Source organism: Candidatus Nucleicultrix amoebiphila FS5 (genome assembly GCF_002117145.1).
GTDB classification, from domain to species: Bacteria; Pseudomonadota; Alphaproteobacteria; order Caedimonadales; family Nucleicultricaceae; genus Nucleicultrix; species Nucleicultrix amoebiphila.
The window spans coordinates 1,747,404-1,764,561 of record NZ_CP008743.1 but is presented as its reverse complement, the minus strand read 5'-3'; the positions used below and the strand labels follow the sequence as shown (position 1 = coordinate 1,764,561).

Sequence of the window (17,158 nt, the reverse complement as noted above, 5' to 3'; positions counted from 1 at the left end):
TTAAGCACTCTTCTTTATTTTTTCATGATTGAGCGCTTCAAGTGCATCTACAATTTTAGACATCCTACCACGATAAGCACGCATGCCACGTGATCCCTTAACAAGCAAAACATCACCAGGGCGAACAAAAGAACAAATCTTCTTTGCAAGATCATCCAAGTCATCATTTTGATAGCCCTGCATAGACTCAGGTAATTTAGCAAAGAGATGCGCCATCAAATTACCTGTTGTAAATACTTTATCTACATGATTAGCAACTAACTCGTCGACTAAAGCTTCATGCAGCTCTTTAGCAAAATCACCAAGCTCAGCCATATTACCCATCACGGCGATACGTCGTCCTTCAGGTCCAGGATTAAGCCTTCCTAAGGTTTTAATACCTGCAGACATAGATCCAGGTCCTGCGTTGTAACTATCATCGATAACTGTAATACTCCCCCCATCAACCTTAAATTCGCGAACTGCTCCACGACCATCTAAGAGTTGAAATTGAGAAAGACTTGCGGCAGCTAATTCAACATTACCTCCCAGCAACCAGACTGCCGTCAATACCGCTAAACTGTTATAGGCCCAATGCTCTCCCACTGCAGGTACAGCATATTCAAGTTCACGACTGCCAACCGTTGCTCGAACAAAAAGACGTCCATCTCGATAAAAATTCTCATGTAAACGCGCATCAGCAGTTGGATCGCTACCAAAAGTAACAACGTCAAGACCTTTGCTCTTAGCTTTCTCTTCAAGACGATGGAACATGGGATTATCTTTCTTTAAAATCACCTTACTTCCAGGATCCATACCTTCAAAGATTTCAGCTTTTGCATCTGCAACACCCTCATAGGAACCGCAATTTTCAATATGCATTTTTTCTACAGTGGTGATGAGAGCAATATGAGGACGCGCTAATTTAGACAATGGCGTAATTTCGTTAGGATAATTCATCCCTATTTCAAAGACACCATAATCAAAGCTTTGAGGAAGCTGACAAAGACTTAATGGCAGCCCCCAAAAATTATTAAAACTTCTCTCGCTGGCCGTCACTTTTCCTTGATGACCGAGGACCAATTTTAAAGCTTCTTTTGTACTCGTTTTACCAAAGCTACCTGTAACCGCTATGATTTTAGCCTGTGTGCGCTTTCTTGATGCATAAGCCAAATCATTAAGCGCTTGGAGCGTGTCTTTTACGCGTACTACGTTATATTGTCCTTTAAAATCTTCATTAACAATGGCAGCTACGGCCCCTTTCTCAAAAGCTTCTTGCACATGGTCATGCCCATCATGAATCGGTCCTTTGAGAGCAATGAACAAGTCCCCTTTTTTTATTTCTCTTGAATCAATCGTAAAGCCTGTTGCTTGCCATTCGCAACTAGGAGTGCCCCCAGTTGCCTGTGCAACTTCATGAGATGTCCAGAGTATTGTCATGAGCAGGTTCCTCCAATGGCTAGCAAAATCTTTTGAGCTTCTTCAAAATCGTTATAGGGGATCCGTTGATCGCCCACAATTTCTTCGCGTTCATGCCCCTTACCGGCAATTAAACATATATCCCCTTCTTCCAGTGTGGAAAGGGCGTGACGAATTGCTTCAGAGCGGTTGGGAATTTCTATAGCGTCAGGACAGCCTTTTAAGAGAGACGTCCTAATCAACTGAGGATCTTCATATCTCGGATTGTCATCGGTAATGATCACCCGATCTGCACCTTCTCGTGCAGCAATCCCCATGCCTTCTCGTCGACTCAAATCACGTCCTCCTCCGCAACCAAAAATCACGGTAAGATTTCGTTTTGTATAAGGTCTGATAGTCTTTAAAGCTGTGCGCATACCATCTATATTTTGAGCATAATCAATATAGACGATGCCCTTTTTGGGAGTTTCGCCTGCTTTTTGCATGCGTCCACTCACGGTCTTTAATTTTTCTAGACAAGGAAGAACATCTTCTATGGAATCCCCAGCACCAACGACAAGACCCGTTGCACAAAGAGCATTCATTGCTTGAAATTCGGCTATCAACGGTAAATTAATTTGGTGCGTTTTACCAAATGCCTCTAGGTCGATCGTTTGACCATTTGCATGAGGCTTAATCTTTAAAAGACGCAGTTCCTGTCCTTGCCAGCCATAACTCATATAGCGTACATCATGATGACGACAGAGTTCTTGTAAAGGTTTAAATTCTTTAACATCAGCATTTAAAACAGCAACACCATTAGGGGCTATAAGATCGCTAAAAAGACGCTTTTTAGCTGAAAAATAACGTTCCATCGTTTGATGGTAATCAAGGTGGTCGCGTTCGATATTAGTAAAACCTGCGGATTTAAACCGTATACCATCCATACGATATTGATCGAGACCATGGCTGGATGCTTCCATACTCACGTGCGTTACACCGTGGCGATGCATATCTGAAAGAGCTTGATGCAAAACAAAAGCATCAACAGACGTTTGTTTAACCTCAGGTAAGAGTTCTTTCAAATTCTCTGGACAATCAAGACCTGTTGTTCCCATAAAACAAGCAGTGTGCTTTAATTGAGTCCAAATTTGACGACAAAAGGAAGCTACAGAGCTTTTACCGTTTGTCCCCGTCACTGCCACAAGAGACTCAGGTACGCCAGGATATAATTTTCCAGCAATACGCGAACGAACGAAGCGTGGATTTTCTACTGCTATGATTTTGACTTTATTCAGCAGAGATGAATCTAAATCTTTTAGATCTTCATCCAGCCCTTTGAGAATAGCGCAAGCACCTTTTTCAATCGCTTCTTTAATATAGGGAAGATTGCTTGAACCATTTAAAGGTTTAAGCGCAATAAAAAGCTCACCTGTCTTTGTTAAACGAGAATCCGATGAGACCCCAGTAACTTCAAAGTCTAATCCGTTGAGTTGGCTTTCATCTAATAAGGCACTGAGTTTCAATGCTTTCCTCCAAAGCTAACTGTACGGAAAAATGGATCGGCATCCTCCATTTCTTTGATTGGATTTGGCATCATTCCCAACACAGGTCCCATCCTTGAGATAATATTCTTGGTTACCACTGCAGCATTCCAGCCAGCGGCATTAAAACCATAGGTTTGTTTCGAAGCTTTTGGATCATCTATCATGATAAATATCACGTATTTTGGGGTGTCCGCCGTCTCACCCACAACCCCTACCAGAGTTGTGACCACATGGTCATCACTATAACCGCGCCCAGAAAGCTTTTTACGTGTTCCTGTTTTTACCGCAACAAAGTATTCAGGAACATTTGCCTTCCTGGCAGTACCATCGCTTACCACATGCCGCATTAATTGCAAGATCTTTCGTGAATTCTCTTGAGAAATAACCCGGACTCCTGGCTCTAAATCAGTCTTTTGGCGTAGTAAAGTAGGCATAACTTTTGTCCCGCCCCCTGCCAAAGTAGCAATGCTAGAAACTAAATGTAAAGGTGTAATGGACATACCATATCCATAGGAAACTGTGATAGCAGTCGTCTCACGCCAGTGTCTGGGGACCAAAGGAACTCCTATTTCTTTTAATTCAATAGAGGATGGCTCAAACAATCCTAAACTCTTTAAGAATTCCTTTTGACGAGAAATCCCAGTTGCTAACGCAAGTTGGGCCGCTCCAATATTTGAGGAATAAACAAAGATCTCAGCAACGTTTAAAGGTCTACCCTTTGGGTGGTTATCCGTAATCTTAAATCGACCAATATGTATTGGATGGGTCACATCATAAACCGTAGAAAGCTTTGCAACACCATACTCTAAAGCCATGGCTATTGTAGCAGCTTTCATTGTAGAACCCATCTCATAAGTACCAAGGGTCAATTTATTGAAATGATTATCCTTTGGGCAATCATTGGGGTGATTGGGATTAAAATCTGGGAGAGATACCATGGCGACAACTTCACCTGTCTTTATATCCATCACCATTCCCGCAGCACCATCAGCATTAAACTCAGCAACTCCCTTTGCCAGTTCATCACGCACGATGTGCTGTACTCGCAAATCCACACTAAGCTGAAGAGGCTCCTGGTTGGAAGTGAGATAAGAATCCATACTCTTTTCAATGCCAGCGATCCCTTGGTTATCAACGTTCGTAACACCTAAAATATGGGATACCAATGAACCATGGGGATAAATACGACGTTGATCAGACATAAAATTTAAACCTGGAATCCCAAGTCTAAGGACTTTTTCTTTTTGTTGGGGAGTCAAGTGACGCGCTATCCAAATAAAACTCTTCTTTGATTGCAGACGCTTCAGCAATGCATCACTGCCAACTGCAGGCAAAACAGTTCTTAATTTTTTAACAACTTCGTCATAGTTTTGAACAACGCGCGCATTAGCATACAGAGATGAAGTTGTAATTGTTGTTGCTAAAACGTTACCAACGCGATCTACAATTTCAGCGCGACCTGTTTTAAATCCTTTAGAAAGATCTTGTTCTGCTAAAGTAGGTTCATGGGTTGAACGTAAAACCGTAAGATCAAAGAGACGACCACATATAGCCAAAATAGCGAAAACAAAAACAGCGCTCGCCATTAATAAACGTGTTCTCGCTATATCCAACGCACCGCGCTGGAGCATTTTCATTTTTTGAACGTTTAATAATGCCTCTTCCATTAATCGTTTTAACCTTCGCCTTTGATTAAATGTATAGAACCTTCTTCAAATACTGTCTTGTTTGGTAAGTCTTTCAAAGAAACTATTTGATAACCATGAGCAGGTTGAACATTTAAATGCTTCTCTGCTAAAATTTGCAACCGCTGAGGCTCATTCAAATAGCTCCACTCTGCCTTTAAGAGACTCGTCGATTCTTCTAACCCAAGCATATTCTGATGAATTCGGGCCAATTCTGTTTCGATACTCAATACACATTGTTTGATATTGTATGTTGCAACACCTAATAATGCCACCATAAATACAGCTGTGAAAATGGTACTGCGTCTCATTTACACCTCCTTAGTAGTTTTGGCTATTTTGAGTCTCATAAGAGCCCTTAAGCGCGCCGAACGTGCGCGTGGGTTTCGTCTTGATTCTTCATCACTTGGCCTGACGACATTTTTCGTTAGCAGTTTAAACTCTGCTTGAGTTGCGACTTTAGTGGCCCCAAGACTATGACGGGATCCTTGAGAAGCCTTACCCGAACGTTTTTGCATAAATTGCTTCACAATGCGGTCTTCCAAAGAATGAAAGGACACAACAACTAAACGTCCCCCTTCCGCTAAAAGCTTTTCGGAAGCCAATAGACCTCTTTCTAACTCGCCGAGCTCATCGTTTACGTAAATGCGCAGTGCTTGAAATGTTTTTGTAGCAGGATCAATATCATGTTTTGCAGACCTTACGACTGATCGCACAATCTCCGCCAATTGTAATGTTGTCGTAACAGGTTGTTTTTGTCTTTCGAGGACAATCTTGCGAGCAATAGCGCGAGAATGCCGTTCTTCCCCATAGCGATAAATGATATCTGCTAAATCTTTTTCCTTATAAGTATTCACAACATCAGCAGCACTGAGCGTTGCTTTTTGACTCATACGCATATCCAAAGGGCCATCTAACCGAAAAGAGAATCCACGCTCTCTCTGATCTAATTGATAAGAAGAAACTCCTATGTCAAGCGCAATTCCATCAATTTTGCCGATACGATCCGAGAACAAATCGTCCATTGCGCCAAACCTACCCTCAATGATAGAAAAACGATCAGGATATTTCTTTTCAAATTCTCGCCCACGCTCAACCGCCTCTAAATCGCGATCAACCGCTTTTACTACACATAAGGATGATTCAAGAATAGCTTTTGAATACCCTCCTCCCCCAAAGGTACCATCAATAATGACTTCTCCATCTTTTGGCGCAAGGTAGTAAAGAACTTCATTGAGGAGCACAGGAGAATGGAGGGATGGAGCTATGTGCGTCATGCTCTAGTCCCTCCACCGGGAGATAAATCGTTACGTAACTTAACAGTGACTTGATGCTCTTTGACGCTCGCTCGAGCCTTAGCTTGCAATAACGCAAAAGCTTTAGGCTCCCATATTTGAAAAGTTGCGCCACGCCCAACAAAAGCTATCTGTTCTTCAAGATGAGCATAATCAAGAAGCATCTTTGGCAAAATTACACGTCCATCCCCATCAATGGGAATTTGTTGAGCGTCAGCAAAAATTGTCGCAGCAAGGTCATCTTGAGCATCGGAAAAAAGATCCAAAGCATCGACGCTCTGACTTAAACGCTGCATCCGACTAAAACTACAACATTCAATCGCTGGAAATTTATAGGAACGAAACGCAACAAATCCTTGAAAACTTTCTGACGACAAAGCTGCACGGAAGGCTGCGGGGACGGAGACACGTCCTTTCTTATCTATCTTATTTTCAAAAGTTGACAAGAAAAGGGTCATAATTCCCCAAGTACTCCACAAATAAAACCCATTACCTACCAAAACTGGATATCTATGGGATAGCATGGGATTAAATGGGAGTCAATGGATATTTTATGGGAAAATGACTACCCACAGACTTATCCACACCCAATCTTACGTGTACTAATATTCGCAAATGATTGTTTTTCAAGGTGTTAGGCAAAAATGTTGCAAAGAAGAAGAAAAGGATAAGAAATTTTATGCAGAGGACTTAAAAAAACTTTTAAACTTCATAATAAAAATTATTAAGAGTCCCTCTTTCTACATCTTTAAGTTTTTTTAGAGATTATCGTCCTATAATTTAGAAGAATCACGAGGTGCAAATGAATTACCTTCAAGATCTTTATCGTGTGTGGAGAACGCATCAAAGCCAAGCCATAAAGAGCATAATGCGGGGTAATATTCACGAAATGCGGCAGGCCAATCTCAATTATTATCAGCAATTAGTTACTGCTAACCAAGACCTTTTAAAAAGGTCCTTAGACCGTCAAGAAAAGAACAATTGGATGAAACATTTAAAAACTTCTGCTCTTGCTCTTAGTGGTGTGTTTTTGGTTGGTCAACCAAATTTTGCCAGCAGTCTTCGCGAAGAATTAGGAATAAAAAAATATCATAGCAGTCAAACAAAATATAAAGCAGCTCTACAATCCAAGAAAATTGAAACAGATAAAACTCTGGATGAGCAGCTTAATCCATTAAAAGCCTTAACACCGCAACAGAGGGCAAGATTATTTGAAATTAGTGATATTACAGTAGAAAATGATTTGCTGAAAAATTTAAAAGAAATTGCAGAGCGTGGCAAAAATTATGCCAAACTTCGTAGTAAATACCGTGGAATGCCCCACACCATTGATACTCTCACCACTTTTATTCTTTTGAAGGATGATGACTACAGAAAAGAGAACCTTCCTTATTTGATTCCTCTTTTTGAAAAAGAATATCACACTCGATATAGAATAGTTAAAAAGCAAGATCAATTACTCAGAGAGCTTATGACTAGACTAGATGATACATTGGATTCAGACGTAGCAATTAAAAAGTACCTACAGAGTCTCTATATGCATGGCAAATATGATGCTTACGCAATGAAATGGACGAAATTCAAACATGTCCTAGAGTCTCAAAATAAGGCACTCTTAGGTCTCTCATTCCGTAATCAAAACCATAGTGGAAAAGGCGTAACGCTTATTGTCTATGAAAAAGATGTGGAAGAAAATCATGGCACAGACATGATCAAGACAGTGAAACATGGAGTTACTCACAAGAATGTTGGCATCCACCGAACACAAGGATTGGCACCAGATGCTACAATCAAAGCTTGGAACTACCAAGACCTTTTAGAACAAATCGGTGAAGGAAAAACAACTCTTTTTAAATCTAAAGGATTGCCAATAGTCGTTAATGCTTCTCATTCAGCTGGTGAAGAAATCATCACTGTTTTTAAACAAGATGAAAAAGGCAAAGTGCATTTTACTTTTCCAACAAACAAAATTCCTCCTAGACTAAAATTATCTTTAAACGTTGTTGAAGGAGTCTTAGATCTCTCTCTTAAAAGTTCTGAAATCTCGGTTCCCGTCTTAAAAACTTCAGAAATATTATCCTCTTCTTTTGCTGAATTTCCAATTATTGATGCTTATCTAAAATCACAACACTGGACACCAGAATCTCCTCTTCCTCCCCTCTTGCAGAAAATATATCTAGACGCACAGCAATATGCTTTAGAAGACACTCTTCTCCTTAAAGAAATGCTTGAAGGATCGGACATTTTACTTTTTAGATCTGCTGGAAATGAAGGTCTTACTATGATCAAAGGTAACAAGCCCGGTCTTAAAAAAGTAATGGAAAGCCATCAAGAGCTTCTAGACCATACACTTCTTGTTGGCGACTGGGATATTTCAAAGAGTGCTATAAGTAGTTACAGCAATCAGGCTGGAGATTACTCTGATATGTTTTTATTGGCTCCTGGTAAATATCAAATCAGAGATGTTGGAGATAACATTTATGAATTCATACCAAAAGGAGGTACTTCGACAGCATCAGCCATAGCAAGCGCTATTGCTACTAAACTTAGAGGAGCATTTCCAGATCTAACCTATAGTGAAATTAAGGAGGCGCTTCTTAAAGGCGCCAATAAGGATGATATCAAAGACTATAATCCCAATATTCATGGGCAAGGCATCATCAATTTTAAGGGGGCAATGGCAGAAGCTCATAAAATTAGAGCTCAAAAAATGTTGATACAACAGAGTTAGCTCCTCTTTAAACAAGTATGCCTGTTTATCTGATATCTAGAAAGGAATTTGAAATAATTGAGAATTAAACTTTCTATAAAATCAAAGGTCAGAAGAAATGCCGTTTAATCCTATTCAATGTACTCACATAGAGTCAGGTCAAACTGCAACCCTATGTCTTAGTTGTTATATAAAAGCTCTGAGAAATGGTGTTGTAAAAAATGCAAAAAAAACTCTTCTAATAGGAAATGGTCTAGGACTCTCTTGTCCCGCAGACAGTGTAAGAAATGCAGTCCATTATGATACAGTTGAAGCTCTAGACAACATTACTAAAAATATTACAAACCTTATTAATGCTCCAAAAGCACTCGATCGATTAGTTATCATCAAAAAGCCAGAACTTATTAACGAATGTGTTCGCTATATTGTTAATTTTAATCTTTTGAATCATGTTCTCAAAAGAGCGCCTCAACCCTCTGATATTATAGGTCAGACTCAATTAAAAAATTTTTTTCTAGACTTCAATCAAATATTTACAATCAACTACGATCCTTTTTTCTTTTGGACTATTCAAAAATATAGTGCTCCTGAACAAGGAGCGAAATTTCTGGATGGTCTAACATTTATCCATGGAAACAATCTGAAAGAATCTCTCCATTTAACCTACGATGAAATTGCCACCAACTTACAAAATGGTGAAAAAGAAGGACGTATTCCAGTTTATTTTCTACATGGAGGATTTCACCTTAGAAAGCATCAAATAACAAACAAATATTTCACAATATCTGCAGAAAATTGGTGTCGAGAAAATTTTATGAAAGCCTTCAAAGATGATACACAAAGTCAATTACATGCAAGACTTCACAATCTTCCTCTAGAACGTACCCCTGTTATTATTTTTGAAGATCGTTACTATGTCAAAAAAGCGGAAATTAACGATGATCATTATCTTCGTGAGGCCTACAAAAAACTCTCTGATTTAAAACAAGGGCATCTTTTTATCTATGGATGCTCTTTTTTCAATTGTGAACATCTCTTTGAAGCAATTTTTCACTCTCCCTTAAATCCGGCTTTAAAGATATACATAAGCTATATGCAAGATGACACAAGACCCAAGAAGTTTGTGATGAATTACTTGCATTCAAAAGGATTAAATAGCGTAGAAAATATATATTGGGTGGAAATAAAAAAGGGACAGGAAAGGCTGATCTGGAAAGACCCAAAAACTGATGATGGGTTTGAATTCGATTTAGAACTCTCTTTGCCTTCTCAAAACAATACATCACAGCCGAGGGCAGAGGGCAGAGACCATAAGCCAATACGCTAAAAAATATGTCTCAGTCTTAACCGAGAGTGTGATAACCTCCATCGATATATTCGATGTTACCCGTTAAAGATTTAGCAGCATCACTCACTAAAAATGCAGCTAAACTCCCAACTTCTTCAATTGTCACCAATTTATGATTAGGAACGCGCTTTTTGACCATCTCCATCAACTCATCAAAACGATCCAAACCTGAAGCTGCCCTGGTTTTGATAGGACCTGGTGAAAGAGCATGTACACGAATATTTTGAGAGGCCAGTTCAATGGCTAAATAACGAACAGTCGACTCTAAGGCTGCCTTGACGGGTCCCATCAGATTATAGTGCTTAACAACTTTTTCAGCCCCATAAAAACTGACAGCCAAAAGACACCCCCCCTTTTTCATCAAAGGTTCGCTCTGCTTTGCTATCCGAATAAATGAATGACAAGATAAATCCATGGCCGTCGAAAAACCTTCTTTACTGCAATCTGTTACACGAGCGTGCAAGTCTTCTCTCGGCGCATAGGCTACCGAATGTAGTACAAAATCAAGCTCTCCCCAGGTGTTTTTAATTTTTTCAAAAACTGCTTCTAATTGACCTGGAATACGAAAATCGCAGGCTAACAGCAGGGGGGCATCTAAGCGTTCGGCAAGTGGCTTGACATAAGGATAAGAGTCACTATTCAAGTAGGTAAGTGCCAAAGTCGCTCCCATCTCTCGAAAAACGTGTGCACATCCATAAGCAATGCTATGTTCATTGGCAATACCAATGACCAATCCTTTTTTCCCTCTTAATAAAGCCCCAGTCATAGAAATCACCTTTTTTGTTATTTATAAAATTTGCTTGGAAGCATATAAGCCGGGTTCTGTCCAGCCCGCTTGAGCCTGGATGGTCATTCATCTGGAAGCGTTGTTACCAACGCCTTCACGCAACCTACCCGAACGATCGTGCAGAAACCCACGTTTTAGGTTACCCTAAAGTATCGTCCCTATTTGGTTTTGCTCCAGGTGGGGTTTACCCTGCCATACCTGTTACCAGGAATGCGGTGTGCTCTTACCACACCATTTCACCCTTACCTTATATACAAAACATAAGGCGGTATATTTTCTGTGGCACTTTCCCTAAAGTTACCCTCGCCGGACGTTATCCGGCACCTTGTTTCTGGGGAGCCCGGACTTTCCTCCCCTTAAGAAAATCTTAAGGAGCGACCATCTTGCTTCCAAGCATATTAACTATAGCATAAACAATACGTTATGGGAATATTAAGCAATCACACTCCCTTTTATAGAGATCCTTCCTTCATCTCACCTTTTCTACTTCCTCTCTTGCTTTGCTTTTAAGCGCAGTTTTTCGACTGTCTCATCTTCTAGTCCTGTCGCTTCTTTGATTTGCAAAGTACTTAACTTAAAAGCGATGAGTTTAAGAGCCGTATCGATATTCATCTGACCAAGCTTCTCCTCAGCCACTTTCGATTTCTCTTCAGCTATCTTAGATTTTTCCTCAGCTTGTCTTAAGCTCTCTTCAGCTATCTTAGATTTTTCCTCAGCTTGTCTTAAGCTCTCTTCAACAACCTTAGATTTTTCATCAGCGGCTCTGGCTTTTTCCTCAGCTATCTTAGATTGCTCTTCAGCGTGTCTTAGGCTTTCCTCAGCGTGTTTAACACTCTCCCTTACTTGATTAAGCTCTTCTTCTTTGTCTCTTCGCGTCATCTCGTCCAACATTCTTTCTTGATAAGCCAAGTACTCCATTGACGAAAAGTTGTAACTGCTGATGGTTTCATAGGCCCCTTTTATCTTTGAATCTGGAGGAGAACTCACCACTTGCTGCCAATTGTTTAATAGATAGAGAAATTCATCTTCAGCAGATTTTATTCTTCCATTGGTCTTAGTAAACTTTTCTAATTCAATCACCACATAGCGCGGACCATCAGGAAATTCAGTGTGCATTTTTTTATGCTTTAACGTAAAGATGTGCTTATAATCTTGATTATCCTTAAACAAGGTATGATCAACAATACAAACAAGATAGACAGGCTTCAGAAGACCATAGTCCAACCCTCTCCCAAGTTGTTCACTATACGCGGCCGATGCATAATAATGGAGGCGTTTGAAAAAGGCCTTTTCTTTGTCTTTTTGCATTTCAACAATAAATTGCTTTCCGGCTCGGTCTTTACAAAAAATATCGAAGAAAGATTTCTTGCCACGATAACGTCTAGGGGTAAATTCATTGTTCAAGATCGTAATGGTTTCAATTCTCTCTTGCCCTTCTAATTCTAGAAAATCATTCAAAAGCCCGACGACCATCTGAGAGTTTTCTTTTGATGTGAAAATTCTTTTAAACAATTCATCATCCTTTGGGTCCAACAAAGCCGTACGATGAAGAGGAATTGATTCGCTGGTTTCAGGAATCGTGATTCCTTTTGTTTCATCCTGATCTTGAAAAAACGCAGTTTTATGAAAACCTGACGTTTGGAAATTCTTTGGCCACGCTCTCAACCCCTTCCCTCTTTGCACGTTAACGGTGGAGTTTTTGAAAAGGGGGACGGAGGAAGAATGAACAGCCGGTCGCTTCTTAACGACCTTTGCCCCGCCCTTTGTCACTCCGTTGAACAGCACTTCTGCCAAGGCTGACGCTTCAGCTGCAGCTCCGTGTAAACTATAGATGCCCATACATAAAAATAAACAGACTTTGATGCTCTGCTTCATGGCTAACCTCTCTGTGGATAGGAAAACGTCTTTTTATTATTACGATAGTCATATCCACAAAGAAGAAGATTGTCAACTTTTTTGGCAATTATTTTGCCTTAAATTTTGCTGATCCTCCTGATTTGGCTAAGAACCAATGATTTACTTTTTAAAAACTTTTTCCTTCTATCCTTCGTATGTTAATATTTTTCATAATAACAAAAGAGCGAATACGCCAAGATGTTTTATATTGCCCTGAGAATGCTCATTGGAGACCGCGGAAAGTTTATTGGAATTATCCTTGGTATTTCTTTTGCTTCATTGATTATGACTCAACAGCCTGGCGTTTTCGTTGGTCTTATGACGCGATCTTTTAGTTTTCTTACAGATATGGGATTGCCTGATATTTGGGTCATGGATTCGAAAGTTCAATATATCGATGATAGCAAACCTATGGCTCAAACAATGCTCTATCGGGTTTCAAGCATTGCAGGTGTTGATTGGGCAAAGCCTCTTTATAAAGGCAACATTCAAGCTCGTCTCGAGAATGGTAACTTTCAAAATTGTAATGTCATTGGATTGGACGATACTACTCTGATAGGTGGCCCTGCAACTATGATAGAAGGTCAACTTGAAGACCTTAGGCGCAGTGATTCAGTTATTGTCAATGTAGAGGGCGCTAATGACAAACTAGCAAAACCGTCAGCATACCCTGGAGGTCCCAAGATTCCCCTAAAGGTTGGCGATCAGCTTGAATTAAATGACCACCGAGCTGTCGTTGTTGGCATTGCAGAAACCACGCGAACTTTTCAGTCTCTTCCTGTTGTCTTTACAACATTCACCAGAGCCACTAATTTTGCTCCTCCTCAGCGGCATCTTCTTTCTTTTATATTAGTTAAGGTTAAATCAGATGAGAACATTCAAGGCGTCATAACGAGAATTAAAGAAAACACAGGTCTAGCAGCGTATACAGCTGACGAATTTAAAAATATAACAATAAAGTATTACTTAAAATACACTGGCATTCCTATCAATTTTGGAGTTTCAGTTCTTTTAGGCTTCCTTGTTGGTGCTGCTATTTCTGGTCAAACATTCTATAATTTTACCCTTGAAAATCTTAGGTATTTTGGTGTCCTTAAAGCCATGGGAGCAACGGACCGCATGCTTCTGTATATGATTCTATTTCAATCAATCATCGTTGGAGTTGTTGGGTATGGCATAGGTCTTGGGGGCACAACACTTTTTTCTATTCTCTCTCGATCTTCTCAGATTGCCTTTCGTTTTCCTTGGCAACTCATGGCCTTCAGCATTATTGGTGTCACTATCATTTCAACGATTGGGGCCCTCATCAGTATTCGCAAGGTAATCAAGCTTGAGCCTGCAATCGTATTCAAAAGCTAGCGATACTTATGAAACAACAAAAACTAACTACCGCAGTGCAATGCTCAAAAGTCATCAAGACTTATACTGATGGCACAACAAAAGTAACGGCGTTAAGGGGTGTTGAACTAGATATAAAAGAAGGTGAACTCTTGATGCTTGCAGGTCCATCAGGGTGTGGAAAAACAACACTTATTTCGATAATTGCTGGAATCTTGGATCATGATAGTGGTACTTGTCAGGTGTTTGGGCACAAAGTTTCAGAATTTTCTCCCCTTGAAAGAATTAAATTTCGCGCTAAAAACATTGGTTTCGTGTTTCAAGCTTTCAACCTTATGCCTACATTAACAGCTTCAGAAAACGTAGCAGTACCTCTTATAATTAATGGAATGGAGCGTCACGCAGCAACTCTTAAAGCAAATGAAATTCTTGCTCAAATGGGATTATCTGACAAAACACACTCACTGCCTGTTTCACTTTCAGGTGGACAACAACAACGCGTCGCCATTGCGCGTGCTCTTATCCATGACCCACGCCTTATTGTTTGCGATGAACCAACGAGCGCCCTTGATGGTGAGACTGGCCAATTGATTTTAGGAATAATGAAGAAGATAGCCATGGACCAAAAGCGATCGCTCATAGTTGTAACACACGATATACGCATATACCCTTTTGCAGATCGCATTGCGCTCATGGAGGATGGAAAAATTAAGAAAATTGTGACTTCATATAAAGATGCAATAAAAAATTGATGAGAACATAAATGAAAAAAGACCTTTTCGCTTTACACAGAATTTTATATATCATAGCTGCCTTAGGCGTCATTGGTGGCATTAGCATGGTTATTCGTGATCAAAAGACACCCAAAATTTCTCATCCTGTTACTCTTCCTTCGTCATCTCCCTATAAAGATTTCATTGCTGGAGCAGGAATCATTGAAGCTCAAACGGAGAATATCAAACTTGGCAGCCTTGTTTCTGGTATCGTTGAAAAAGTTCTGGTAGAGGTGGGCGCCCATGTTAAAAAGGGAGAACCATTATTTAGCCTTAATCCACGTCAAGCAAAGGATGCCCTTAACTCTAAACTTGCACAACTTGAAAAAGCAAAAGCATCTATTATTCAAGCACAAACAAATCTTAATGATGCCCAAGATAAATTTAAGCTTGTCAAAGGTTTGAAAGATGCAAGCGCCATAAGTAAAGAAGAGTTTATTACACGAAGAAATAACGTAATGATTGCTGAAGCTGCTCTTCAATCAGCTAAGGCAGATATCAAAACAGCAGAAGCTGATGTAGAAACTGCCCAAACAACTTTAGATCTTCAGAGGATAAGAGCTCCTATTGATTGCACCATTCTACAAATCAATATCCACCCTGGTGAATATGTACCAACAACTCAATTAGCGACTCCCCTGATGATTCTTGGGGGCGTGCAAAATTTTCACATACGCGTTGATATTGATGAAACTGATGCGTGGCGTTTTCAGCCTAATACAAACGCAACAGCTTTTTTGCGCGGCAATAGTTCCATAAAAATCCCGCTTAAGTTCCAATATACTGAACCCTATGTAGTTCCTAAAAAAAGTCTTACGGGTGATTCTACGGAAAGAATAGATGTTCGCGTCCTTCAGGTGATTTACAGTTTTGATCCCAAAGATATGCCATCTTATATTGGTCAACAGGTAGATGTTTATATTGAGGCTCCCCCATCATGATGATCAAACTATACCTCAAGAAAAAGTCTTTGCTCGTAGGTGTTTTACTTTTAGCTGGGTGTGAAATTGGACCTGATTATGAAAGACCCAAGATTGATATATCTGAAAACTGGTCAGAAAAAATCAATCAAAGCGCTCCATTCTCTGAGGATATTAAATGGTGGAAAAACTTTAATGACCCAGTCTTGACTGCACTTATACATGCTGCAACAGAATCTAACCTTGATCTTAAAGTTTCAGAAGCAAAAATTGCTCAAAGTCGATCCCTCGTTAAAAGTGCAGAAGCAGGCTTATTCCCTCAATTTTCGCTTTCAGGAGCTTTAACTCATCGTCAAAACAGTCGAAACGCTTACACATCTCCACAACAAAGCTTAGGAAAAAGGTTTTATGATTTATATCGTGGCGAATTAGACACTAGCTGGGAAATTGATTTATTTGGTCGATTGCGTCGTGCTGAAGAATCTGCAGTTGCTTCTTTAGATTTAAGTATTTCTGATGCCCATGGTGTTTTTCTCGCTTTAATTGCAGACATAGCGCAAAATTATATAACACTTAGAAGTACGCAGCAGCAATTACGACTCGCTCAAAAATCCTACGAAAAATTAGATAAACTCTACCGCTTAAATCAAGATTTACAAACTTCTGGGCTGCGAACAGACTTAGCTGTCTCTCAAGCGCAAGCATCAAGAGATGCGGCTTATGCAAAGATATTTCCGTTACAAGCAACTATTCAACTCCTCATACACCAGCTCAGCATCTTACTAGGTCAAGAGCCTAATCACTTAGTCAAGAGGTTGGAAGAAGCAAAGGAAATTCCCACACCTCCTTCCTCTATTTATGTTGGCCTTCCTTCTGAACTTCTCGAACGACGTCCAGATATCCGCAGTGCGGAAGAACAACTGAAGCTTAAAACAGCAGAAATTGGTATAGCGATAGGAGATCTGTTTCCAAAATTTACTTTAACAGGGAGCTTTGGTTATGAGAGTCTAAAGAGTTCAAATCTTTTTCAACCAAGAAGTGGCTTTTTTAGTTTTGGTCCAGGTGTGAGCTACACTCTGTTTGATTTTGGCCGTATTCGCGCAAATATTGAGTCGGCTGAAGCTTTAAAAGATCAAGCATTTCACACTTATAAAAAAACCGTATTGGTCGCTTTAAAAGATGTTGAAGACTCCTTAGTCAAGCTTGGTAAAGAAATCCTACACTTCGAACATTTAAGTCTTTCTGCATCTTCAAGTAAAGCTGCGGCAAATCTCAGCCTTAAAAGATACCAGACAGGCTTAAGTACATTTCTTGACGTTTTAACGGCAGAAACAGCTTATTATGATAACGAGTTGAATAAAATTCTCAGTCAGGAGTCTGTTGCTCTTAATGCCGTTGGTTTATTTAAAGCAGTCGGTGGTGGATGGCAGTCCTTCATGAGTCTTAAGCATTCGTCTTAGTCATGATAGCGTTGTATAACGT

General features: G+C 39.9%; 14 protein-coding genes and 1 other RNA gene. 6 read left to right on the top strand and 9 right to left on the bottom strand.

Annotation, left to right across the window (positions count from 1 at the left end):
* From GQ61_RS08725 to mraZ, 6 genes are read right to left on the bottom strand one after another with little or no spacing between them, the layout of a single operon-like run.
* Positions 1 to 1,419, bottom strand: a complete 1,419-nt coding sequence (locus GQ61_RS08725; protein ID WP_085784962.1) for a UDP-N-acetylmuramoyl-tripeptide--D-alanyl-D-alanine ligase — start codon at positions 1,417 to 1,419, stop codon at positions 1 to 3.
* Positions 1,416 to 2,903 (bottom strand): UDP-N-acetylmuramoyl-L-alanyl-D-glutamate--2,6-diaminopimelate ligase, encoded by a 1,488-nt coding sequence (locus tag GQ61_RS08720; RefSeq protein WP_085784961.1) that lies wholly within the window; start codon positions 2,901 to 2,903, stop codon positions 1,416 to 1,418. The genes GQ61_RS08725 and GQ61_RS08720 overlap by 4 nt, the downstream gene beginning before the upstream one ends.
* A complete protein-coding gene (locus tag GQ61_RS08715; protein WP_085784960.1) occupies positions 2,900 to 4,591 on the bottom strand; it encodes a peptidoglycan D,D-transpeptidase FtsI family protein in 1,692 nt (563 codons plus the stop codon). The genes GQ61_RS08720 and GQ61_RS08715 overlap by 4 nt, the downstream gene beginning before the upstream one ends.
* Positions 4,592 to 4,599: 8 nt before the next feature.
* A complete protein-coding gene (gene ftsL, locus GQ61_RS08710; protein ID WP_085784959.1) occupies positions 4,600 to 4,920 on the bottom strand; it encodes a cell division protein FtsL in 321 nt (106 codons plus the stop codon).
* Positions 4,921 to 5,886 (bottom strand): 16S rRNA (cytosine(1402)-N(4))-methyltransferase RsmH, encoded by a 966-nt coding sequence (gene rsmH, locus GQ61_RS08705; RefSeq protein WP_085784958.1) that lies wholly within the window; start codon positions 5,884 to 5,886, stop codon positions 4,921 to 4,923.
* Positions 5,883 to 6,362 carry a division/cell wall cluster transcriptional repressor MraZ gene (gene mraZ, locus GQ61_RS08700; protein WP_085784957.1) on the bottom strand — a complete coding sequence of 160 codons (480 nt, stop codon included), beginning with the start codon at positions 6,360 to 6,362 and terminating at the stop codon, positions 5,883 to 5,885. The genes rsmH and mraZ overlap by 4 nt, the downstream gene beginning before the upstream one ends.
* 344 nt (positions 6,363 to 6,706) lie before the next feature.
* Here mraZ and GQ61_RS08695 point away from each other — a divergent pair, with 344 nt between their 5' ends.
* Together GQ61_RS08695 and GQ61_RS08690 are read left to right on the top strand one after the other, a co-directional pair.
* On the top strand, positions 6,707 to 8,635 hold the full coding sequence (locus GQ61_RS08695; RefSeq protein WP_157111182.1) for a S8 family serine peptidase: 1,929 nt from the start codon (positions 6,707 to 6,709) through the stop codon (positions 8,633 to 8,635).
* 97 nt (positions 8,636 to 8,732) lie between these two features.
* Positions 8,733 to 9,941, top strand: coding sequence for a DUF4917 family protein (locus GQ61_RS08690; protein WP_085784955.1), 1,209 nt, complete (start codon positions 8,733 to 8,735; stop codon positions 9,939 to 9,941).
* Positions 9,942 to 9,957: 16 nt separating this feature from the next.
* On the opposite strand, the gene fabI is transcribed toward GQ61_RS08690, so the two are convergent.
* The 3 genes from fabI to GQ61_RS08675 all read right to left on the bottom strand — a co-directional run bounded on the left by fabI (position 9,958) and on the right by GQ61_RS08675 (position 12,624).
* Positions 9,958 to 10,728: an enoyl-ACP reductase FabI gene (fabI, locus tag GQ61_RS08685; protein WP_085784954.1), complete on the bottom strand. Its 771-nt coding sequence runs from the start codon at positions 10,726 to 10,728 to the stop codon at positions 9,958 to 9,960.
* Between the two features lie 29 nt (positions 10,729 to 10,757).
* Positions 10,758 to 11,143: RNase P RNA component class A (rnpB, locus tag GQ61_RS08680), an RNA gene on the bottom strand.
* An 89-nt stretch (positions 11,144 to 11,232) separates the two neighbouring features.
* A complete protein-coding gene (locus GQ61_RS08675) occupies positions 11,233 to 12,624 on the bottom strand; it encodes an Rpn family recombination-promoting nuclease/putative transposase (RefSeq protein ID WP_085784953.1) in 1,392 nt (463 codons plus the stop codon).
* Positions 12,625 to 12,843: 219 nt separating this feature from the next.
* Between GQ61_RS08675 and GQ61_RS08670 the strand changes: the two genes are divergently transcribed.
* From GQ61_RS08670 to GQ61_RS08655, 4 genes are read left to right on the top strand one after another with little or no spacing between them, the layout of a single operon-like run.
* Positions 12,844 to 14,004 (top strand): ABC transporter permease, encoded by a 1,161-nt coding sequence (locus tag GQ61_RS08670; RefSeq protein ID WP_085784952.1) that lies wholly within the window; start codon positions 12,844 to 12,846, stop codon positions 14,002 to 14,004.
* Positions 14,005 to 14,012: 8 nt separating this feature from the next.
* Positions 14,013 to 14,735, top strand: a complete 723-nt coding sequence (locus GQ61_RS08665) for an ABC transporter ATP-binding protein (protein WP_085784951.1) — start codon at positions 14,013 to 14,015, stop codon at positions 14,733 to 14,735.
* 11 nt (positions 14,736 to 14,746) lie between these two features.
* Entirely contained in the window at positions 14,747 to 15,697 is a 951-nt protein-coding gene (locus GQ61_RS08660) for an efflux RND transporter periplasmic adaptor subunit (RefSeq protein ID WP_085784950.1), read from the top strand.
* Entirely contained in the window at positions 15,694 to 17,136 is a 1,443-nt protein-coding gene (locus GQ61_RS08655) for an efflux transporter outer membrane subunit (protein WP_085784949.1), read from the top strand. The genes GQ61_RS08660 and GQ61_RS08655 overlap by 4 nt, the downstream gene beginning before the upstream one ends.
* Positions 17,137 to 17,158: the final 22 nt, after the last annotated feature.